The following is a 23309-nucleotide window of genomic DNA, read 5'->3' as shown; positions in this document are numbered from 1 at the left end:
AAAAAGTGATATAACAATTATTGCAATAATTGTTATATTACTTTTGGGTTTGTATGAATTTTTTATTTTATTTATGGCTTTGTTTTAAAAGGTTTGTGAGTAATAATATATAGTTCATTATCAACACTTTATTCTAAGTTAATAAATAAATACCTATAAAATTTTCTGTACATTTTAACCTATCATGAAACTATTTATTAAATGATATACCTTTAATAATAGATTGTCCATATTTTTACTCTTCATAAACTTTAATTCTATTGTTATGCCACCAGATAATGTTAGTTTTATTTCTGAATCTAAATCAAATGTACCTGCGGTTTCAACTGCATAAGTGATAATATTTTTAAAAGGTATAGTATAATATTCAACTTTTTTACCTGTAAATCCCTGCTTATCAGCAACTAGAATACGCTTATCAGTAAAAACAGCCATATCCCTCACTGTTTTCACAACAAAATTCACCTTTTCATTTGGCGAAATAAATGATTTCATCGAATCCGATAAAGGAATCTCCTCATAAAAATTAAAAACCTTATTTAAATTTACATCTGCCATAACGTAACCTCCTAATATAATATATTAATTTATTTTGTAGTTTTTATAGATATATAGGACCTTGTAAACTCTTTTCTATCTTCATCTCTAGCTTTTCCATATTTTTAATCTTAATAGCTTTACTCAAATTGAGAATAATACAGTTGACTATAAAATCCCTTTTGTTTCATTAATTCCTTATGATTTCCCTGCTCTATTATATTACCATCCTTTACTACCAATATATGATCAGCACTTTTTATAGTGGAAAGTCTGTGTGCAATAACAAAACAGGTTTTTCCCTTCATCAGATTCCTCATAGCTTGCTGAATTTGAATTTCCGTTCTTGTATCCACATTGGAGGTTGCCTCGTCTAAAATAAGCATTTTAGAATCTAAGAGCATAGTTCTTGCTATTGTTAGTAGCTGCTTTTGACCTTTGGATATATTAGTTCCATCATCTGTAAGAACTGTATCATACCCATTGGGAAGTCTTTTTATATAAGAGTGGATTTTTGCTGCCTTAGCTGCATTTATTACATCTTCTAAGGTAGCATTTTCATTACCGTAAGCAATATTCTCAAAGATGGTACCTTGAAATAACCAGGTATCTTGAAGCACCATAGCATAGGATTTTCTGAGGCTTGCCCTTGTTACTTCCCTTATCTCCGATTCATCTACATATATGCTTCCATCATTTACATCATAGAATCGCATAAGTAGGTTAATCAATGTGGTTTTTCCCGCTCCAGTTGGTCCAACAATAGCAATCATATTGCCAGATGGTGCCTTCATACTAAGATTTTTAAGAATTATTTTATCAGCTGTATATCCAAAGGATATGTTCTCAACCCTTACATCACCATTAACCTGAGAAAGTTCCTGTGCCTCTTCTTTATCAGCCTCTTCCGCTAACTCATCCATAAGCTGAAAAATTCTTTCTGCTGCCGCTAAAGAAGATTGAAATTCTCCTATAATATTGGCAGATTCATTGATAGGCCCTGAAAATTTTCTAGAATATAATACAAAGGAAGAAATATTTCCTAAACTCATTTGATTAAATAAGTACATAATTGCACCAAATATACTAATTAAGGTCAAAGATAAGTTGTTCATAAAATTAACTGATGGTCCAATCATAGAACCATAATAATCCGCACGATAATAAGCGTTTACAGCCTCTTCATTCTTTTTACTAAATTTATCCTTTGTATTTTCCTCCTGATTGTAAGCCTTTATTGTCTTCTGACCCGATATAAACTCCTCTACCATTCCATTTAGTTCTCCAAGCTTCCTTGAACGATTACGAAACATAGGTCTTGTAATTTTTGTCATCCTCTTTGTGATTATAATGGACATGGGTACTGTAAATACAAAAATCAGTACTAACTTTGTTGATATCATAACCATAGAAATAAATGACACAATCACTGTAATAATACTTCCACAAATGGTAACTAAATCTGAGGTTAAAGATGAGTTTAAGGTATCGATATCATAGGAGATTTTACTTATAATATCTCCCGTTGCATGGGTATCAAAATATCCTACTGGAAGTGAAAGTAGATGATCAAACAAATCTTTTCTTAGTCTATAGGATATCCTCTTACTAACCTCAAGCATAATTACTGCCAGAATATAGGTTAAAATAGAAGATATTATATAAAATATAATCATGAGTCCGCAATAATAATATACTTCACTAAAATTTACTGCACCACTTCCTAATTCAATGCTATCTATAGCATAACCTGATAGCATGGGACCTACTAATGCAAATAAATTACCTCCAATAGATAATAGAACTGCAATGATTAGTAATGCCTTATATTCTAAAAGATAGGACATTATTCTTCTTAAGGTATGCATCTTCTTTTTTTTCATAATTGTAATATGCCCTCCTTGTTTATATAAATCATTTCAAGATATTTTTAAATTTAAAACAATTTATTCCCCTAACTGTGACTCACTAATTTCCCTGTATATATCACAACTTTCTATAAGTTCCTCATGGGTTCCATAGCCAACTATCTGTCCGTCCTCTAAAACACAGATATGATCAGCAGACATAATAGAACTAATTCTTTGAGCAATCATTATAGTTGTGGTATCCTCAAAATGATTTTGAAGTTCCTTTCGAAGTAATGCATCTGTTTTATAGTCTAAAGCACTGGAGGAATCATCTAAAATTAAAATCTCTGGGTGCGATGCAAGTGCTCTTGAAATAAGTAATCTCTGCTTTTGTCCACCGCTTAAATCTGCCCCTCTTACTGCTACCTTGGTTTGAAATCCATCTGTCTTTCCTTCTATAAATTCAGTAGCTCTTGCATATTCTGCCGATGCCTTTACATCAGCTTCACTTATATCCCTTCCAAATCGTATATTCTCAAATAGGGTATCTGTACTAATAAAATCATTTTGAAATACAACTCCAAATTTTTCTTTTAACACCTTCATATCAATAGCACGTACATCTTCTCCATTAATTCTAATTTCACCCTGATCTACATCGTAAAATCTCATTAATAGCTTAACTAAAGTAGATTTTCCAGAACCTGTAGCTCCAATAATACCTAAGGTCTCTCCCTTTTTAATACCAAAGCTTATATTACTTATATTACTTTCCTTATTGTTATAAGAAAAAGATACATTATTAAATTCAATGGCATATCCATTATCTACCTTTGGTATGCTCTTAATTGTAAGCTCTTCTTCAGCATTTAAAATCTCATTTATACGCTTTGCTGAAGCACTTGCCTTTGAATAATTGGTAAAAACTCTAGAAATAAATAAAAGAGCATTTAAAATTAATGTAACATAGGTTAAAAATGCAATAATTACTCCAGGTTTAATTACCCCACTATTCACCCTATAGGCTCCTGCTAAAATAACCAGTACAGTACCAATATTTAAGCATAAATTCATAACTGGGTTTAATATAGACATCACCATTCCAGTCTTCTTTTCTTGTTCTACAGCAGCTTCATTGCGATAATTAAATTTTTCTCTCTCATAACCTTCCTTTGATAAGGCTTTAATAACTCGTATTCCTGTTATATCCTCACGGACAACTCTTATAAAGTCATCTATCCTTTTTTGAACAATAGAATACATTGGAATACCAACTTTAGAAACATAGGTAACCGCTAAAAATATAATGGGCATTACTGCAATCATAACTAAGGTAAGTACAGGATCTAGTGTAAGAGTAATGATTATACCACCTATAAGTAAAATAGGTGCTCTTACTCCAATTCTTTGCATCATACCTAGCATTTGGTGAATATTATATGTATCAGAAGTGGCTCTCGAAATTAAAGAAGGTAGGGTGAAATAGTCTACTTGATTATTTGAAAGATAAATCATTTTAGAAAATAAATCATTTCGAATACGCTCCGTTGTATCCCTGGCAACCTTAGATGCCATTCTATTAGCTATGATATTAAATGCCACTGCAATAACAGAGCACAAAAACATAAGTCCGCCCCAAATAAGAATAGGACGCACTTGCTGTAGTGGAATAATATCATCAATCATATAGGATAATATCCAAGGAAGCGCCAGTTCCACAATAGTACCTGTAAATTTTATAGTAAGTCCAATAATCATCCGAAAAACATATGGTTCTAAATATTTAAATATTTGCTTCATTTTTATTTCCACCTAATAAATAATTATATATTTCAAGTAAATTTTACTTCATAATATATTATACACTGACATCTGGTGAACTTCCACCAAGACACGTTTCCTTTATTCCATATGTAGCTATTATGAATACCCATAAAAAACATAATGTTAAAGAAAATATCTTTCTCTCGTTAAACTTTTCTTTATATATAATTTTGAAAAAAAGAGCTACAAATAATGGTGAAATATACAGAAACACTGCTGATAAAGATATTCCTAATAAATAAAAATTGGGAACATCCATAAAATTTAAAAAATAAATTTATGAATTTCCCAAATTCCTTACTTTATTTGTTTTACCTATTTCAATACAAGCAAAGTTATATATTAATACCCTCATTCTTTTGTTAGCTTATATCTGCGAAATTTTCTATCTTCTAGCTTTATATCATCAATATATTTAAAGGCATATTCTTGCATGATTCTATTTGATGAACCATTATCAGTTAAAACTATACTTATCTTTTATAAGCCTCAAATGTAATTATTTGATCTCCATTTGTTGGATAAATATTATATTGATAATCTGATGAAATCACAATATCTGAAAATCCAATATTCTCAAGAAGTTTCTTAAACTCCTCAACTCCATACCAACTTAATAGAAAGTACTCAAGTTCTGTCTCAATTAATTTTTTATCTCTCCATTTTTCATATTTCATATGAGATACAGTATACTGTTTAATTGGATTAATTTCCACCTGCTTTTCTTCCAAAGTAATCAAATCACCATTTTGAGTTTGCCATGTCCTTGTTGAAATAGTTCCTGGTTTAAAATCTGTTTGCAAAAAAATATCAACAATTAATCTTCCATCTTTTCTTAAATGTTCATAAAAACATTTTAAAGCTCTTATTGAATCTTCTCTATCTTTTATTAATAAAAAAGAACCTGTAGGTAAAATTACAGCATCATATTTATTTTGTAAATTGAAAGAGCTCATATCTTCTATGTGTAATTCAGAATAAAGATTTCTTTCTTTACAATATTTTTTGCATAAAGATAGCATGTCCTCAGAACAATCTATACCATCTACATTAAGGCCAGCTTCTAGTAATGGAATTAAAATTCTACCCGTTCCTACTGCTGGCTCAAGAATTTTTCCTGTACAATCTTTTAGCCTTTCTCTATAGTATTCCACATCTCCAAAAGAACGACCTATTGGTTTATCTAAATCATAAACTTCAGTAGATAAACTACCATAAAAACTAAACATATAAAATCTCCTTTTTTTATCTTATCTTTAAATTTATATTTCTTTTAAACTTAAAGATACCTAATTATTATTTTCCTTATTCAAACTAATATAAATCTTTTTCCACGTGGTAATTGCAGTATATCATCTTATTAAAGCTTTAACTGTTCCTAGTTTGTTAAAATTATTAAATTGACTTTAATTTTACCAACTCGTTCTACATACTTTTTTAATGCTTTTTAAATACAATTCGTAAGGAATTTCACAATGCACTGGCTCATTATTAAAATTAATTAATCATAAAAGCCCATAAATGCAATACTTTTTTACATTTATAGGCTTTAACTCACATGCTATATTAACTTATATCTTGCTTATAAATTATTTAATTATTTTCTTAAAAAAGTATTGATCATAGCCATTAATGCACTTTTCCAATACACCAAATAACTCATATCCCATTTTTGTATAAAATTCTGGAGCTTGAAATCCAAAAGTATTAAGCCAAATTACAATACAATCTGTATCTTTAGCAATATCTTCAATATTTTTTATTAATTTACCTCCATAGCCTTTTTCTCTAAGGGATTCATCTACCCATAAAAAATCAATAGTCATAGATTCATTATCCTTTGAAGCAATAATTCCACCTATAATTTTACCACTACTGTCCTTTAAGCAAAATTTAAATTCTTCAGCGTTTGTAATATACTTAATGTTATGCTCTATTAGCTTATTATGTATATACTCTGCTTCGTTATCATCACAAGTTAATAGCTCAATGCCATTAGCCTTATTATAATCAACACTCATTCTAATCCCTCCTAATTCCTACATGTACTAGCCTTTTGCGAGTTAATTGTATTATTACTTTTCTAATACTTCAAGCTTCATATCCGTTAACTGAAGTCCCTTTGAGAAACCTAATTTATGATATAATTCTTCTGCTTTATTTCCTATGTCTACATATAATCTAACTACTGGATATTCTTCACTTAAAACTGTAAGTGCATTTTTTAGCATTTTAGCTCCAATGCCCTTACCAGCATAGCTAGGCTTTACAGCTATTTGAGATACTAAAGGCCACTCTTGCCACATAGATATATAGCAAACCCCTACTAATTCTTTAGTAGCTTTATCATATACTAGGGTTGAAGCTCTATTTAAAAGCTCTATATTTAAATTGTTATCAAAATACTCTTTAACCCATTTAGTATACTCTTCTACACTGTGATTGAAGTTCAAGCCTTCATTATTCTGAAAGGCCTCATGAAGTAGCTTTCCCATTTGTAATTCATCTTCTCTTTTTGGAGAAGTAACATAATAGTTATCATCCCAGCTAATATTGAGAACCTCAGTTGGTCTTACCATCCAACGTCCACTCTCTGCTTTTATAAACCCTAACTTTTCATAGTTTTGAACTTGAGATGAATCAACTGTAGAAGCCTCAATAGGTCTATCAAAATCTGACCAATAAACTAAAATTTCTTTAAGCTTTCTAAGTATTTCATATTCATCTTCAAATGGTGGAATGACAAACACTCCCTCTATAAAATTAGGTTCCATAAGGGCTCCCCCAACTTTCCTCCCATCCTTAAGTATCCAGAAGCACTCGTCTTCCTCAAATATAACTGAACGCATTATATCATAATTCTTCTTAAACCACCCATTTGCCTTCTGTAATTCATAATAAGTTGCATGATATTTTGAAAAAATTTCATGGTCTGCTCTTTGAAGTTCATACCCTTCTCCCAGCTCATATATATTTATTTCCTTTGAATAATTCTCTAATGTCATTTATGATACCCCCTGTGCTTTTTACTATTTATTTTCTAGAAAATACACATCAGTAACTGATTTTCCTTTATAATCTTTAGGTAAAATGTCCATATATACCTCATCATAAGCTTTTCCACCTATAAAATGAGATTCACGTCTTCTTCCAAATTCCTTAAAACCAACTTTCTTATACATTCTTATTGCTTTCTCATTATGAGAATAAACAACCACCATTACATTATGTAGGTTTAATATGTTAAAGCAATAATCTATAGTAAGCTGCATTGCTTCTAATCCATAGCCTTGTCCTCTAAAGTTACTATCCCCTATTAAAATTGCTAATTCTGTTGCCCTATCTATATAGTTTATCTCTTTAAGCCAACAAAAGCCAATTAGCTTATCTTCTTTTAAATCAACTATTGAAAAATGATTAGCTTTGCTACTATAATGTTTTCCGAAAAATTCTTTAGTACTTTCTATAGAATAATTGCCTGCTGCATCTCCGAGTCCAATGGTTGTTCTCATATCTGTAAACCACTCTGCAAATTCTATATAATCATCATAGACCATTTGCGCTAGATAACATTTTTCACCTATTAGCTTCTTTAAATATCCCATGATTTTCCCCTTTACGATCTTTACTCTTTACACTTTTCTCCCCGAGTAGCATTAGCATAATTTTCAAAGCCTATTCTGTAGTAGAACTACTGTTTGGATATAACATAATCCCTCTTAGTTCCCATGACCTATTTAATTCTTCCTTTCCATAACGAAACCTAATATTTACATAAACTCTTAGAAAATTCATAAGATGCAATACCTACTGCTATAGATAGATTTAAAGAATCAATTTCCTTTGAATGAGCTATTGAAATACTTGTACCCACGTTTAAAAAATCCTCATCAAGTCCTGTAGCTTCATTTCCGAAAACTAAAGAAACTAATTTATCTTCAGCTGCAGCTATATTTTTAATGGATTTTTCTCCATTTATCATAAAGGTATAAATGCTATGGTCAGTGAAATCTCTCCTATAAGCATTAAAATCATCATAGTAATTAAATTTGATTTTAAACAATGCTCCCATGGATGCTCTTATAACCTTAGGATCAAATATATCCACCCCTGGACTTATAATTGCTAAGTTATCCATGCCAAATCCAACCATGGTTCTAATAATAGTTCCCATATTTCCCATATTACTTGGATTGACTAAAACTATATGAGATTTATTTCTGTCTAAATTCAAGGTATACTTTTTAAAAATTCCTATAACATAATAATTTTCTTTATCTGCAATTTTAGAAAATATATGATCATTCACTTGTACATCTATATTTTTACTTCTACATAACTCATATAAATTTATTCCGTTATCGCCCTCTATATAACTTGATTTTACAGCAATTCCTATAACCTTATCTGGACACCTATTAATTAACTCTATAGTTGCAAATGCTCCAAAGGTATAGGAGTATTCAAATTGTTTTTTATATTTTTTAAGAATCATCTCTCTAAATTCCTTTTCATTATTTTAAAATTTATTCCTAAAAAAATTGTACTATTTTCCTCATAATTCTTATATATCCAGAATAGTTCTATATCAAAGTTGAGCGAAAATAAGGCCTTGATATCAAGTTAAGTTTGATATCAAGACCTTGTTCTAACACGCTGAATAATTTATTATATGCTTAACTCACAAAGGCTAAACCTTCTTTGCTCCCCAAAAATGTAGCTGCCCTTCACTATCCCTTTCAAATTTGTATTCTTCATCTATCCAAGTGTGATGAAATTTAGTTTCAGACACAGGATACATAGGAATAATATAATCATCATCTATTGTAAAGAATAGTTTGTCTTTATGTTTTGTTACTGTGAGCTTAGTACCATTATCATCATATATGCCCATATATTCTTCATATATCTCTGAATGTAATTTATAAGGCTCTGGTTTATAAGGAAATTTATAGCTTTCACCAAAAACTATAGCAGCCAGAGTTTCACTAATACCCCATACTGCCGTAAAACCATAGTTGCTAAATACTGAAATGGATACTCCTTCTTCAATATAATAATGAAGTTCGGTTAAAAACCCCTCCCAGCCTCCTCCATGATTAATTCTTCTTCTATTAAATTGTTCATCGATAAATACTCCATACCCATATTGATTTTTATATGGAGTAATCATTTTTTCAAGGGAAGCCTTCTTTATAAGCCATCCTCCAAACAGACCTTCAATCCATAAATTCATATCTTCAACAGTAGAATACATGCCCCCAGATGAAAAGACAGGATTCATATCCACATAACCACACTGAATTAAGCTCTCGTCATTTAGATAGTACCCTGTTGCCTTATTGGGTAGTATAGTTCTGTTGTCATCTACACCAGAATTCTTCATACCCAAAGGCTCAAATATATTATCCTTTAGAAACTCCTCATAGGTTTTCCCCGAAATTTTTTCTATTATAAGACCTAACATATAATATCCTGAATTGCTGTAATCCCAATTACTTCCTGGCTCGAATTCTAAAGGTCTATCCTTAAAAATACTAATTAATTCTTCAGAAGTCAAAGGCATTTTACATAATTTCTTATGAGAATCTGGAACGTTTGTATAATTAAAAAGTCCTGATGTATTAGTAAGTAAATGATGAATGGTGATTCTTTCATCGAATTCAGGATAATTAGGAAAATAACTCTTTAAGGTATCACTGGTTTTTAAAAGTCCTCTTTCCTCAAGCATTAAGATTGCTACTGCCGTAAATTGCTTTGTTATTGACCATATTCTAAATTTTGTGTTGGGAGTATTAGATACACTGTGCTCTATACTCGCCATTCCATACCCCTTTTCAAAAATAACTTTCCCCAGCTTTGCCACTGACACTGATCCACTAAAGGGCCATGTATCTACATAACTATCCATGTACTCTTCTATTTTAAGTTGAATTTCTTTATCCTTCATCTTCTCTTCCCCCTAATGCCCTTCTAAAATAAAAATTCAAATCCAAACCTATTTATTTTGCATATTTTTTAAATACCTGTCCTTTGTTAATCCAAAACATATCTCATCGTAATATCTTCCATTCATATCCAAGTTTTTTATGCATTTTAATAGATGCTTCATTGCCCTCTAAGACAGTTAAAGAATAGGCTTTATCACTATTTGAGATATTAAAGGCCACTGTTGCCACATAGATATATAGCAAACTCCCACTAATTCTTTAGTAGCTTTATCATATACTAAAGTTGAAGCTCTATTTAAAAGCTCTATATCTAAATTGCTATCAAAATATCTCTTAACCCATTCAGTATACTCATCTACACTGTAATTAAGATTCAACCCTTCATTATTTTGAAATGTAATATCTTATCATTTACTTGTACACTTATATTTTTACTTTTGCATAACTCATATAAACTTATTTCATCATCACTCTCTATATAACTTGACTTTATAATACTTCCTATAACCTTATCAGACATTGTATTAATTAATTCAATGGTTGCAAATGCTCCAAATATATAAGAATATTCAAATTATTTTTTATATTTTTTTAAGAATCATCTCTTTAAATCCCTTTTCGTCACATCTAAATTTCTTTCTTAAAGAAATTGTACTATTTTCCTAATGATTCTTATATATCCAAAATAGTTCTATATCGAAGTTGAACAAAAAGAAGGCTTTATATGAAAATTGCGTACTATTAAAATTTTTTTCTCCAATCCCAAATTTCATTAATTCTCTCAACTTTAAAACCTAAATCCCAATAAAATTGCTGATCTCCTCCAAGCATTCCCCTACACTGTGGCGACATCTTCATAACTCGATTAGCTGCCTCATATATCAATGCCCTCCCTATTCCCTTTCTTCTACACCACCATACAACTCCAAGCGGCTCTAATTCACAATAAGGCATTTTTTCGTTATACCAAATGATGGCAAATCCCACTGGTTTTCCTTCATCATCTAATACACATAAATCAAGTTCTGGTTTATACCCTGGCATTTTTCTCAAATCGTGAAATCCTCTTTCTCCTGTTTCCGCTATAGGAAGTGTATAGTTAAAAGAAAACATATGAGTATTTGAAAGAAAAAAGTCTGGTGTTTGGTTTCCATCAACTATCCTATATCCATTTGGAAGTATAACATCAAATTTCTTTTCTGAAAACGGAAGTATTAAAGCTCGTTCCACTTTCTGAGACAACTCATAGCCTCTCTCTTTTGCCATTATTTTTACCAGATCATATTCTGGTGGAATGACTACATGTAAGTATCTTGTATTATTTTCATAGTCTTTTTTAAAACAAGAGAAATGTGTTTCCGCATGATGGAACATTCTCTCTAGTAACTCTCTATCTCTTTGTCGTTCTAAAGAATCTAATAGAAAAAAGGCATCTCCATGCCATACCCCTTCGCATATAACTGCTGAAATAATATTACCCTCTTCTTCCCATATACCTACTATATGTCTCCAATTATCTTTTACATTTGCCCATGCACTGTGAACTCCACGACTAAACTCATGACGGCTTACTCCCCATGGTGGATTACCCCATGCATAACTATTTAAGACAAGTTGTTCTAATTTTAAAAAGTCTTCATCTGTATAATATCTAAAAGAAATGCTCATAATTCTCCCCCCTTCTACATCAAAGCTCATTTGTTATAAATTTTACCATCTCTGCTCATCTTCTTATCTTCAGAATAATTTTCTACAATTGTTCATTTGTTCTATTAGAAACTTCTCTTTTGTATGTATTACAATAATATATAATTCTTTCTAACTTAATCTTCTAATTTTCTTGAATACACTTCTGCCCATGCAGGAAAAAAGCCAGCATTTATAGCAGTATTTTTAGAAATTATATGAGATACTGCGGTTCCATAAAAAGGTATCTTTCCACGCTTTAAAAGTTCTTGTTTTAATAATGCAACCAGATTTGTACCAATACCTTTTCCTCTATATTCAGGCAATACATCAATACCAATTTGATATAAGGTTTTACTATCTTCACTAGCCCCTGCCATACCAACTATAATGTCACCATCAAAAGCAGCAACTCCAAGAACATCCGGGTAATTATCATTAAAAACAAAAGCTTGATCAAACCTGCTATCACCTTGAAATGGTAATATCTCTTGTTTTTCAAACCATTTTATTGTAGTAATTGGCTTTACATTACAAGTAACAGGATTTGGTAGATAAAAGTGAGGCATCTCATCAATTTCATGACCAAATTCTCTTAATTTATTATCTATAGCCCTAAGTTTACCGTAATCAAACAACCAGCTGGCATTTTGCTTTAAAATCTTTTCTTCAAGCCATGGTATTATTTTTTCATCAGCGCAGATTATTGCCCTGCCACCTATACTAATTATTTTTAGGAAGCAGCCATCACTTTCACAGATACGCCTGCCCTTTAGGAGTTCATTTTTAGTAATTGTATTTCTCTCTTTTTCAAAGTCTAAGGGTTCACAATTATAATCAAGTGCCAATTGTTTTTTTGCCATGCTAAGTATTTCAGTTTTTGTATACATATTTTACACCCCCATCCTTTAATCATCATTCTCCATATCAATGTATTTTAGGTATTCTTCTGCTTTGCTACTTTTTATATGCTAGTTAGCTCTAAAAAACTAATATATAAGTAACCATCAATACACCTAAACTTTTTTTATTCCCCAAAAATGTAGCTGCCCTTCACTATCCCTTTCAAATTGGTATTCTTCATCTATCCAAGTATGGTGAAATCTAGTTTCAGATATAGGGTACATGGGAATGATATAGTCATCATCTATTATGAATAATAGTTTGTCTCCCTCTCTTGTTACTTTAAGCTTAGTACCATTCTCCTCGTATATTCCCATATACTCTTCATAAACCTTTGTATCTAATTGAAAGACTTCTGGTTTGTAAGGAAACTTATAACTTTCCCCAAAAACTATAGCAGCCAGAGTTTCACTAATACCCCATACTGCCGTAAAACCATAGTTGCTAAATACTGAAATGGATACTCCTTCTTCAATATAATAATGAAGTTGTGTTAAAAATCCCTCACAGCCTCCTCCATGATTAATTCTTCTTCTATTGAATTGTTCATCAACAAATACTCCATACCCATATTGATTTTTATATGAAGTGATCATTTTTTCAAGGGAAGCTTTCTTTATAAGCCTTCCTCCAAACAGACCTTCAATCCATAAATTCATATCTTCAACAGTAGAATAGATGCTTCCAGACGAAAAGACAGTATTCATATCCACATAGCCGCACTGAATTAAACTTTCGTCGTTTAGATAATACCCTGTTGCCTTATTTTGTAGTATAGCTCTGTTATCATCTACACCCGAACTCTTCATACCCAATGTGTCAAATATATTATCTTTTAGGAATTCCCCATAGGTTTTCCCCGAAACTTTTTCTATTATAAGGCCTAAAAGATGATATCCTGAATTACTGTAATTCCAATTACTTCCTGGCTCGAATTCTAAAGGTCTATCCTTAAAAATATTAATTAATTCTTCAGAAGTCAAAGGCATTTTATATAATTTCTTATGAGAATCTGGAACGTTTGTATAATTAAAAAGTCCTGATGTATTAGTAAGTAAATGATGAATTGTAATTCTTTCATCAAATTCAGGATAATTAGGGAAATAACTCCTCAAGGTGTCACTTGTTTTTAAAAGTCCTCTTTCTTCAAGTAATAAAATTGCTACTGCAGTAAATTGCTTTGTTATTGACCATATCCTAAATTTTGTATTAGGAGTATTAAGTACGCTATGTTCTATGCTAGCCATTCCATACCCCTTTTCAAAAATAACTTTACCCTGCTTTGCCACTGACACTGAGCCACTAAAGGGCCATGTATCTACATAGCTATCCATGTACTCTTCTAGTTTAAGTTGAATTTCTTTATCCTTCATCTTCTCTTCCCCCTTATGCTCTAGTTGATTTTATAAACTCTTCTACAGTGTTATACTTCTCAATATTCACACCATTCTCTTCAATTATTTTTACAAATTCCTTTTGGATTTCCATAGCTCTTTCCTTAAACTGCTTCATACATTTTGCATTATAGCTACTCATCAAATCAATCTTATTTAGACCATTTTCTTTTACAGCCATATTTAATGTATCTTGAAGGCATGTCCCTGAAATATATGCAAGAACAGCATCTTCATTGTCACAGCATACATAGATTTTATTCCAGGTAGAGACAATTTCTTGATACAGTTCTGCAAGCTCTTCATAGTTTGCTTTCTTCGCTCTCTCTTTTGGTTCTTGAGTTTTACTATTCAAGAAATTTCTTGTATTCTTTATCATTCTATAACAATATTCTTTAATCTCTTGTTCTGAAATTGCCTCTACAATTGCCTCATACAACGATATAAACTCCACAGGAATACTCTCCATATTTTTCAAATCCTCTAGCTGTTTCTTTAGTCCATATCTAAAATATGTCTGATTTGCATAAGCTACAGCATCCGATAAAGACATGACTATGCATCCAGCTAATGTCCTCAATTCACAAATATCTTCTTCAAACAGCATAGTTTGATAAAAATTCATTGACTCTTTCATTTCCTTGGATGCTCTATCTAACATAAAAGCTTTATTGTTCAGATTCCGCTTCAATCTATTTTGTAATGTGTTAAATCTTTCTTTGTCTTCTTCTGAATTGCAGTAGAGGATCTTTACATTTCCTAGACATGGCGTCAAACATTCATTGAATTCTGCAAGCCCTTCAACTCGTTTCCAAGACATTGGAAACAAATCAAATCCTATTCCTTCCACAATAAAAGTTTTGGATAATTCATATGCGCGTTCTGTTTTCGGTATAAAATAGAAATCCACATCTGATAATGGATTTGCTGTACCATTTTCATAAGAACCGTAAGTAAGCAAAAGACTTACATCCTCTTTGTATCCTTTTTCTATTCTTTTAACTACCCATTCTACAATCATATCATTTCTCTTATTCATACCGTTCCTCATCTCCAAAGCGTAAAATCATTTAAGCATTTCTTTACAATATTACAACTAATCTTATAAAACAAATTTGAGTCTCTTTTTCTATATTTTTTTCACTTTTTAAGTAAAAAAGTCTTCAAACAAAAATTCAGTAATTAAGTTATGTTTATCATGATTTTTATTTTTTCATGGATAATTCAGGTTATCCTATAATGCTGAATTTTCGCACAGTCTGCATAAGATTTTTCCTAGAGTGCTTCAGCATAACGGACTTGCTAACTATCAAATACAGTAAAATCTATTCAAATCTTACATTTTCTAAGTTTTTAAGAAGCTTGTCTGATATATGCTCCTTTGTAAAGGTATAAAATACATTAGGTAGAAGTTTTCTTTGACCTGGGGCTAAGTATATATCATTTGCATTCATGCATACCAAGTCCCTAGTGGTTAAATATGCCTGCTGAACATATTCATTAAAATCCATATTTACTTGAATTTTATATTCCAAACCATCGCAACCATAAAGAGGTGATGAATTGGGATTTATCTCATAATCCCTTGTACCAACTCTATATTTATTAATATCTCCTTGATGGTTTTTAACACTCACCCAGCTATTTTTTACTTCCCCACCAATTTTAAAGAATGTAACATTCACAATCCTATCACTATCCATGTATTTATTCATGCCATTGATTAATTCAGTCATATTTAAAATAACAGGAACTCCTGGCAACATTAAAAAGTATTGATTTACTTCAAGCCCCTCATAAGCCTCAGTATACTCCATACACATGCTGGTTTTAATGCCCCTCCAGCTATTTCCCAGTGTATCAACTTTCTCAACAAACTCCACTTCAATGTGCTCCTTAAGCAGGGTGCGTGCATTTTCAACTAGTTCCTCTGGCACATTTTGAATTCCGCCAAACCATGGATTATACCAGCTTCTTGGACCTATATTAGGGAAGGAGTTATCAAGCCACTCTCTGTCCATAAATTCAAGTGAGAATATACCTGCTCCGAATTCAGGGGATGCTTTAATATTAATAACTCCATTACTTATTGAGTAAACCTTTAATCCCTTTTCTTCAGTTACCTGAGATTTGAATTCCATATTTTTAATGTAGAATATAAGCGCTTCTCTTTCAAAACTAATTGAACTAAAATTGCTCTGCATATAAATCAAATCATTTTCAAATCCCTTTTCTGTATGAGCTAGAATCTTAATATTGTTTACCTCATCTTCAAGCTTTACATGAACTTCATCAAAAAAATTATTTTTAGATTTAATAATTACTTCTCCACTATATAAAAGCTCTCTATTCTCAATAATATTTATATCAAAGTTCTCATTTACGAATGGATTCTTATTATTAACATCTATTTCAAAATCCTCAACTAAACATAAATCCTTTATGTCATTTGATTTTAAAGCAAATCTTCTAGCTTCACTTAAGTTTTTAAAGGTTGAAAAAGCCAAATAAACAGGCTCAGTAATTCTTCTTTCTCCACCTTTTAATTTACCCATACTATGTTCAACATGCATAAACCAGCCGTCAAACTCACACTTTAAATTCCTTGGCCATATTAGGCTTTCTTCGATACTTGAAAATATCCAATTTTCACTAATTTTATCACTATCATAATACCCAGGGTACTCCATACGAGGCTCTGTAGCTTGTATAACCTTATTGTCATATGGAATTGATGCTCCTGCAATTCTATAATGAAGACTCTGGTCAATATATATATCATCAAGAGTTTCTTCATTTGAAGTATTAACCACTTCATAAAAATGCTCAAATATACCATTATTAGATATTTTAAATATAGTTTTAACTGTTATATTCCTAAATTCATTTGAAACATACTCACCACTTAAAACCATTTTTTCATTTTCAAAATACCATTTAACATTTTTCACTAGCATACTGCTAAACTCTTCCGAATATGGCATTCCAAGCTTTGGGTATACTATATACGTATTCTTTTTCTTTTCCCCTACAAATATTTCTACTTTATTGTAATTTTTTTCTAGTATTAGTTTGTATACGCCATTTGCAATTACATATTTGCCATCGACTTCTCCACCAAATGCAGAGTTACGTCCTCTGAAAATTGCTGCAACCTTCTTTTTAAACTTAATATTTTCCCCACATTCTAATGCTACCTTAATATCAAGTTCTACTTGATAAATAGATGGTTTTTTCAATATACATTCTAGAGGTATTGAAGCTTTTTGTTTTTTTGCCATCTCAATTTTAAACGTACTTTTAGAAAAATCTATATGGCTACATTCAGGAAACTCAAATTCAAATATTCCATTCTCATTAAGGTAGCTTTCAATGTCAATATACATATTGAAAGTTTCTCCACTGCATCTTTCTATGTCATCACATGCTAAGGATATTTTTGCTGGGAATTTAGGAACTATTCCAAGTTTAAATAAAGATCTCTTACCATTTATGAAAACCTCAGCTACAACTCCTGGATGAGTTTTAAAATCACCAAATTCTTCTTCGATTTCTGATAAGTAAAATTCACCTTCAACTATTTCTTTTTCAATAACCTCAATTTTTTTATTTAGCAAAAATTTAATGTTCTTATCATCCTTGCCTATTATTTCAACCTTTAATGGATTACCTGTTTTATTAATAATTTCATAAGTAGCCTTATAGCTTCTACCAAAAATTAGATTTTGAGAAGGGGCACATAGAGAAATTTTGTAATCATCCGTTTCAATAAGTCTTAGTCCTCTACCTCTTCTTTCAAATTCCATTCTAAGTTTTTTACCATTCTTGTACCAATAATACTCATAAAAATCAAAGCCATTTTCTACTCTTCCATCTGGTTCCATATTAATGGCTCTTTTCATGTCATCGTACCAATCTGCATTCTTAAAATAGTCTTGTACTGCTTCTGTATGCATAACTGTTGGAATGAAATTCATAAGATGAATAGTATCTTGCCTGTTTTCAAAGAAATATCCGCACTTTTTATATAATGGTATTGCTTTTGTGTTGGCAGCCCATGTATATATATCAAGACGAGGCCACTTAAGTTCAATGGTCCTTTCTATTGATTTCTTAACAAGAGCCTTACCAATTCCATTTCCATGGCAATCATATCTAGCATTTAAACGCCTAATATGCAGTGCCCCCTCGTCCTTTAAATACTTTGTAAATGCACAGTATCCAAGTACCTCATCCCCGAGTATAGCAAGATATGTATTTAGGTCAGTTGAATTTGCATGTGCAGCCAGTATTGTTTCCTCTGTTTCGTTCCCATTTTCACCATTCCATCCTTCAGTGCTCTTCTGCCACATTTCTGCAACAGCCCTTGCATAGGATGGAGTGTATTCTATAATTTTTAAACCTTCCATGATCTTTCTCCCTATTCTATTCTGTTAGTGTAAAGACTTTTATACTTTTTATTTTATCAATTGGCTTTATTTTAAATGGTTGCTTATTTTAGTGATGTTAGTATATAAATGTGAATATGAAAAGTTGAACAAAGTAAAATATAATTATGATTATTCTTTCCTACATTTTCCTTACAATATAGAAAATATTGATGTTGCTACATTTACTCCTAAAAAAATTGTACTATTCTCTTCATGTTTCTTATATATCCAAAATAGTTCTATATTAAAGTTGAGCAAAAATAAGGTCTTGCTATCAAGTTAATTTTGATAATAAGGCCTTGTTCTAACATATGGCATAATTTATTATATTTAAGCCAAACACTAATCAAACATTTCTAATATAGCTTTATTGTACTTCCATACATTGTTATAAGCATTGCTCATTATTGCAACTTTTAAGTTCTTTTCTAAATCAACAAAGGAATTAAATCTTATTCCTGGATCGTCTCCCATAAGAGAATATCTATAAGAGCCATCTTCTTTTTCATATAGCCATACTCCATATCCATATTTGCTGTTATCATCTTGTGCTTGTGGTGAAAGCATAGTTTGTGTAAGCTCCTTTGATATTAATTTATACTCCAAGAGACAATTCCAAAATTTTATTATATCATTAGCAGTAGTAAATGCTCCTCCAGCTCCTGTTCCCTTCACATCCACACTATAAATGTTAGTTCTAAACTCTCCTGTAGCTTCATCATATATATATCCATTAGCACATCCTGCAGGTAATCTATCCAGTTCAAAATAATCCGTATCATTCATATTACAAGGCTCAAATATATTTTCTCTTATATAACTATCAAAGCTTTCACCTGTTACCTTTTCTATTATTAAGCCCAGAATTACATATCCTGAATTATTATATTTAAATTTACTTCCTTTTTCATATTGCATTGGCTTTTCAATGAATAGTGGAAGCAGCGCTGATGAATTTCTTATTTTATACATAGGATAATCTATCCATAGTTCTTCATAATCCTCCATAATGTCCTCATCAAAATAATCTGGTATTCCTGAGGTGTGATTTAAAAGTTGATGAACTGTAACTTCTTTATCTATTTGATGAAAATTAAAATCTAATATACTGCCTATTGTAGTATTTAAATTTAATAATCTCCTTTCAATGAGTTGCAATATTGATACAGCAGTAAAAGCTTTACTTCCTGAAGCTATGGGAAATCTAGTTGTGATTTCATTAACTCTAAGATTACTTTTATCCGCATGGCCATAGGCTTTACTATAAATCTCCACGTCCTTATTACTAATATAAATTACTCCACTAAAATCTTTATCTAATAAATTATCAAATTCTCTACCATCCATAATTTATCTTTAGTAAGAGATATATTGTAAATACCAAACTCTCACTAAATTCTCCTTTCTTCAAATTTATAAATCTACATTTAAAATTTCTTCGCCCCAACGTAGTTCTCCAGTTTTTTTAAAGCCAACTTTTTCATATAACTTTTTAGCAACATTATTTTCAGGTTTTACACTTGTATACAGTTTATTATCATCATAATTATCTTTGATTAGTTTTTTTAGTTTTAAAAGAGCCATTTTGCCATATCCATGACATTGATAATCCTTGTGTATCATAAATCTTCGTAATCTGTATGCCTTAAAATCTTCATCATAAAGATACATCAAAAATCCAACCATTTTGTTATCATCATATATTGCAACTGGATAATTTCTATCATCATAATGAGATTGAAGTATAGAAAATGTATTATTTACAACAAAATTATTTTGTTCTTCTAATACCTCTAAATTAACACACTCAAGCCAATTATCCTTATCTACAGCTTTAAAAGTGATTCCCATGTTATCGCCCCTTGTATAGAGTAGTTATAACATTGGGTAGAAAGCTAATTATCTTTCTACCCAATATTAAATTACATAACTTATTTATTATTTTGGCTTTGTTTTAACATGGTATTGATAACGAACTATATATTTTACTCACAATAGTTCTAAAATCAACAACAGTTTAAAATAAAGCTATTATTTTAAAATTTTATTATAACCCTACATCATAGAGTTCATATGCTTTAGCGTTTACTCAGCTATATCTGAGAAATGCATATGGTTAAATTTCCACTTTCCATGTTTTTTTACTAGTACTCCAAGAAATTTCATAGAGTAAAGAGGTTTCTCTTTAACATTTACTATAATATCTATACAATTAGTTATTGATGATAGCATTTCATATATGATTTCCTTATTAGATTTTTCCGTTTTATTTAAGTAGTAGTTTAAGCTGTTTTTTGGCCATGAGGAAACTTTGTTTTCTCCCCAGCTAAATTCTATAAGTGCCTTTGAATAAACTACAGCTACATTATCTAAAACAGAAATATATGCATTTTCTCTATTTAGATTAAAATCTCCCCAATACTTCCAATCTCCTTCAAATAGCTTCTTTCCTTCCTCAAAACCATGAAAATTCTCTCCTTGGTCTGTTCCAAATATAAATAACTCTTCATCCTTATGAAGCAGCTCCTCCCCATAGCTGTCCACTAAATTTACGTCACGCTTATCATAAGCTTCTTGAAAAATTTTTAATACCTTTTGAATTTCCTCTATATCTAAATCATATTTCTTTTCTATTGGAATAATTTTAAATTTATCCTCAATTATATCATCATAATATGTTACCTCTAATCCATTTCCGCTGAAGGATATATTCATATGTTTTATCATCCACTTTAAACCAGTATTAATCATTACCATGGTCACTCTAAATGGCTCTATATATTTCTCTTCTTGGCTTATATATTTTTCTCCTGAGGTTACATTATATATACCTTCTGAAATTTCATTTAAAAATTTAGCTAAAGCTCCTTTTGATACATTATCAGCATTCAATTCCCTAGATAATTTCTTTATCATATCCTCATAGATTTTTTCTTCACTTATACTTCTTATACTTTTCCCTGAAATTGCTACAACAGCTACTTTATCTTCTAAATTTATAACTGCATTCTCCATATCAAGTTCTATATACTGTAGACATTTTTCTTCCTTTATCCAGTAACTATTTATTTCATTCTTTATATTTTCTATTCCAAAACTCCAGCTATTTAACCCTGTCCCTACAAGACTTGTATCTTTCTCATCTATAAAAAACTCCTTAACAAAAGCTTCTGCATTACGCTCATTTACTTGGTTATATTGTTTTTGAAAATTCTTCAAAACTATCTTTATATCTTCAATTACTTTTTTATCTCTTTCCATATTATATTCCCCCTTAACCTCTTAAAACTTGCTTTTTAATAACTTAAGTTAATGTTAAAATAGACCTATATCTATAAATAGATATGGACTTTGTCGTGAAATCAAATAGTCCTTTATATTAATTATATTTGCTTTAGATACTATCTAATTTCCCCTCAAATATCCAATAAAATGGAAATGAAAAATGTATATAGTTAAATACAGGCTTATCTCCACAATTTGAAACTAACGCTGTTAATCTGATAGGACAAGTATAATTTGTACCTACAGCACTCTCGTTTAATGCATAAGATACACTTCTGTGAGCCGCAAATAGTTTTTCTTTTGAGGTAAGATTAGATTTAAATAGGTTGCCCAGTTCCACTAAGGCACCTTCAGCAAGTTCATCTTCTATCAATTCTTGTTTCAATGTACCTGAAACTGTGACCCACGCCATTTCACCTGACTTTGTAGCGATGGCATGTTCTAAGTCTATAGAAAGACTTGAAGCCCCGCTTTTTTCAAAGAATTCTTTGATCTGATCCACCCCATAATACCATTGGTTATCCGGTCCCATAACATAGGGAATACTATAAGTTGTAAAACATTTACTTAACAATTCTTTTGAAATATTTTCTTGCCCCACAAACTCTGTCTCTAGACTCTTTAGGAGAGATTTTATCTCCATATTCACTTGATTATTTTTATATTTATAAGCCATAGCATTGAACTTATTGTAACTTTCCACATATTCTTTAGAGCTTTCAAAACGCTGATCTGGGAAATTAGCTTTTGGTATGGAAAATTGGAGATGAGCAAATTTCCACTTACTCTCTCGTTTTAATAGAACTCCGCTTAAACATACAGGCCATAAGTATTCTCTCTTCTCACCTGATCGCTGATGGTAAATTAGAGTCAACACCCAATTGATAAAAGCAATTTTCTCTTTAGATGTAAGTTCTGTTTCTTCAGCCTTATCTTTTATGAAATTAACATGACGATCATATTTTTCTTGTGTATCTTCAAAAGTATGTTTCACAGAAGCTGTAGTGGCAAACCAAGCAACTTCATCTTTAACAGAAATATGTGCCCTTTCCCAATCCATATTAAAATCGCCCCAATATTCCCAGTCATCTCTAATCAGGTTTTTTACTTCCTCGCTACCTAAAAACAACTCTTCCGTTGAAGTCCCAAGAGCGCAGGTTCCTTCTCCAATAATAAAAAGTTCATCCATAAAAGCATCAACTTTTTCTATATCACGTTCAGTATATCCAACCTGAAACTTTCTAAGAACCTCTCTAATATCTCTATGATCCTCAGTTGAATCATGAAATATATCTTTTTCCGCTGAAAACTTTCGTAAAGATTTATCTAAAAACTGAATTCCAAATTTATTCATACTTAAACACTCCTTTTTATCCTTCATTGCTTTGTACTGCTGTGATTTAAGCCTTAGCCCTCTGTTAAAATTTTACTATGCCTTAGCCTTAGATT

Annotated in this window: 19 protein-coding genes; all 19 read right to left on the bottom strand. The window is 30.9% G+C overall.

Annotation, left to right across the window (positions count from 1 at the left end; translation table 11 throughout):
- Positions 1-174 precede the first annotated feature (174 nt).
- The 19 genes from ACI48Q_RS15585 to ACI48Q_RS15495 all read right to left on the bottom strand — a co-directional run bounded on the left by ACI48Q_RS15585 (position 175) and on the right by ACI48Q_RS15495 (position 23214).
- Complete coding sequence (locus ACI48Q_RS15585) at positions 175-558, bottom strand: PH domain-containing protein (RefSeq protein ID WP_474920039.1); 384 nt, start codon at positions 556-558, stop codon at positions 175-177.
- 119 nt (positions 559-677) lie between these two features.
- Positions 678-2420 (bottom strand): ABC transporter ATP-binding protein, encoded by a 1743-nt coding sequence (locus tag ACI48Q_RS15580; RefSeq protein WP_474920038.1) that lies wholly within the window; start codon positions 2418-2420, stop codon positions 678-680.
- A gap of 63 nt (positions 2421-2483) precedes the next feature.
- The gene (locus ACI48Q_RS15575; protein WP_474920037.1) at positions 2484-4187 is read right to left on the bottom strand and encodes an ABC transporter ATP-binding protein; all 1704 of its coding nucleotides are present in this window, start codon (positions 4185-4187) and stop codon (positions 2484-2486) included.
- A 497-nt stretch (positions 4188-4684) separates the two neighbouring features.
- Positions 4685-5440 (bottom strand): class I SAM-dependent DNA methyltransferase, encoded by a 756-nt coding sequence (locus ACI48Q_RS15570; RefSeq protein ID WP_474920036.1) that lies wholly within the window; start codon positions 5438-5440, stop codon positions 4685-4687.
- Positions 5441-5800: 360 nt separating this feature from the next.
- Positions 5801-6232 (bottom strand): GNAT family N-acetyltransferase, encoded by a 432-nt coding sequence (locus tag ACI48Q_RS15565; RefSeq protein WP_474920035.1) that lies wholly within the window; start codon positions 6230-6232, stop codon positions 5801-5803.
- A gap of 54 nt (positions 6233-6286) precedes the next feature.
- Positions 6287-7216 (bottom strand): GNAT family N-acetyltransferase, encoded by a 930-nt coding sequence (locus ACI48Q_RS15560; RefSeq protein ID WP_474920034.1) that lies wholly within the window; start codon positions 7214-7216, stop codon positions 6287-6289.
- A gap of 24 nt (positions 7217-7240) precedes the next feature.
- Positions 7241-7816, bottom strand: coding sequence for a GNAT family N-acetyltransferase (locus ACI48Q_RS15555; protein WP_474920033.1), 576 nt, complete (start codon positions 7814-7816; stop codon positions 7241-7243).
- Positions 7817-7974: 158 nt separating this feature from the next.
- The gene (locus tag ACI48Q_RS15550) at positions 7975-8706 is read right to left on the bottom strand and encodes a TrmH family RNA methyltransferase (RefSeq protein ID WP_474920032.1); all 732 of its coding nucleotides are present in this window, start codon (positions 8704-8706) and stop codon (positions 7975-7977) included.
- A 195-nt stretch (positions 8707-8901) separates the two neighbouring features.
- A complete protein-coding gene (locus tag ACI48Q_RS15545) occupies positions 8902-10161 on the bottom strand; it encodes a serine hydrolase domain-containing protein (protein WP_474920031.1) in 1260 nt (419 codons plus the stop codon).
- Between the two features lie 177 nt (positions 10162-10338).
- Entirely contained in the window at positions 10339-10539 is a 201-nt protein-coding gene (locus tag ACI48Q_RS15540; protein WP_474920030.1) for a hypothetical protein, read from the bottom strand.
- A 364-nt stretch (positions 10540-10903) separates the two neighbouring features.
- Positions 10904-11830 (bottom strand): GNAT family N-acetyltransferase, encoded by a 927-nt coding sequence (locus ACI48Q_RS15535; RefSeq protein ID WP_474920029.1) that lies wholly within the window; start codon positions 11828-11830, stop codon positions 10904-10906.
- A 155-nt stretch (positions 11831-11985) separates the two neighbouring features.
- A complete protein-coding gene (locus tag ACI48Q_RS15530; protein ID WP_474920028.1) occupies positions 11986-12738 on the bottom strand; it encodes a GNAT family N-acetyltransferase in 753 nt (250 codons plus the stop codon).
- Positions 12739-12864: 126 nt separating this feature from the next.
- Positions 12865-14124 carry a serine hydrolase domain-containing protein gene (locus tag ACI48Q_RS15525; protein WP_474920027.1) on the bottom strand — a complete coding sequence of 420 codons (1260 nt, stop codon included), beginning with the start codon at positions 14122-14124 and terminating at the stop codon, positions 12865-12867.
- A gap of 13 nt (positions 14125-14137) precedes the next feature.
- The gene (locus ACI48Q_RS15520) at positions 14138-15184 is read right to left on the bottom strand and encodes a hypothetical protein (RefSeq protein WP_474920026.1); all 1047 of its coding nucleotides are present in this window, start codon (positions 15182-15184) and stop codon (positions 14138-14140) included.
- 286 nt (positions 15185-15470) lie between these two features.
- Positions 15471-18554: a GNAT family N-acetyltransferase gene (locus tag ACI48Q_RS15515; RefSeq protein WP_474920025.1), complete on the bottom strand. Its 3084-nt coding sequence runs from the start codon at positions 18552-18554 to the stop codon at positions 15471-15473.
- Positions 18555-18917: 363 nt separating this feature from the next.
- Entirely contained in the window at positions 18918-19922 is a 1005-nt protein-coding gene (locus tag ACI48Q_RS15510) for a serine hydrolase domain-containing protein (RefSeq protein WP_474920024.1), read from the bottom strand.
- Between the two features lie 66 nt (positions 19923-19988).
- Complete coding sequence (locus ACI48Q_RS15505) at positions 19989-20426, bottom strand: GNAT family N-acetyltransferase (RefSeq protein WP_474920023.1); 438 nt, start codon at positions 20424-20426, stop codon at positions 19989-19991.
- A gap of 234 nt (positions 20427-20660) precedes the next feature.
- Positions 20661-21836 (bottom strand): Cif family virulence factor, encoded by a 1176-nt coding sequence (locus ACI48Q_RS15500; RefSeq protein WP_474920022.1) that lies wholly within the window; start codon positions 21834-21836, stop codon positions 20661-20663.
- Positions 21837-21969: 133 nt separating this feature from the next.
- On the bottom strand, positions 21970-23214 hold the full coding sequence (locus tag ACI48Q_RS15495; RefSeq protein WP_474920021.1) for a nuclear transport factor 2 family protein: 1245 nt from the start codon (positions 23212-23214) through the stop codon (positions 21970-21972).
- Positions 23215-23309: the final 95 nt, after the last annotated feature.

This window comes from Clostridium sp. LXY-7 (assembly GCF_056172015.1).
Note: the sequence above shows the minus strand (reverse complement) of the source record. Positions and strands in the feature narration are given on the sequence as shown.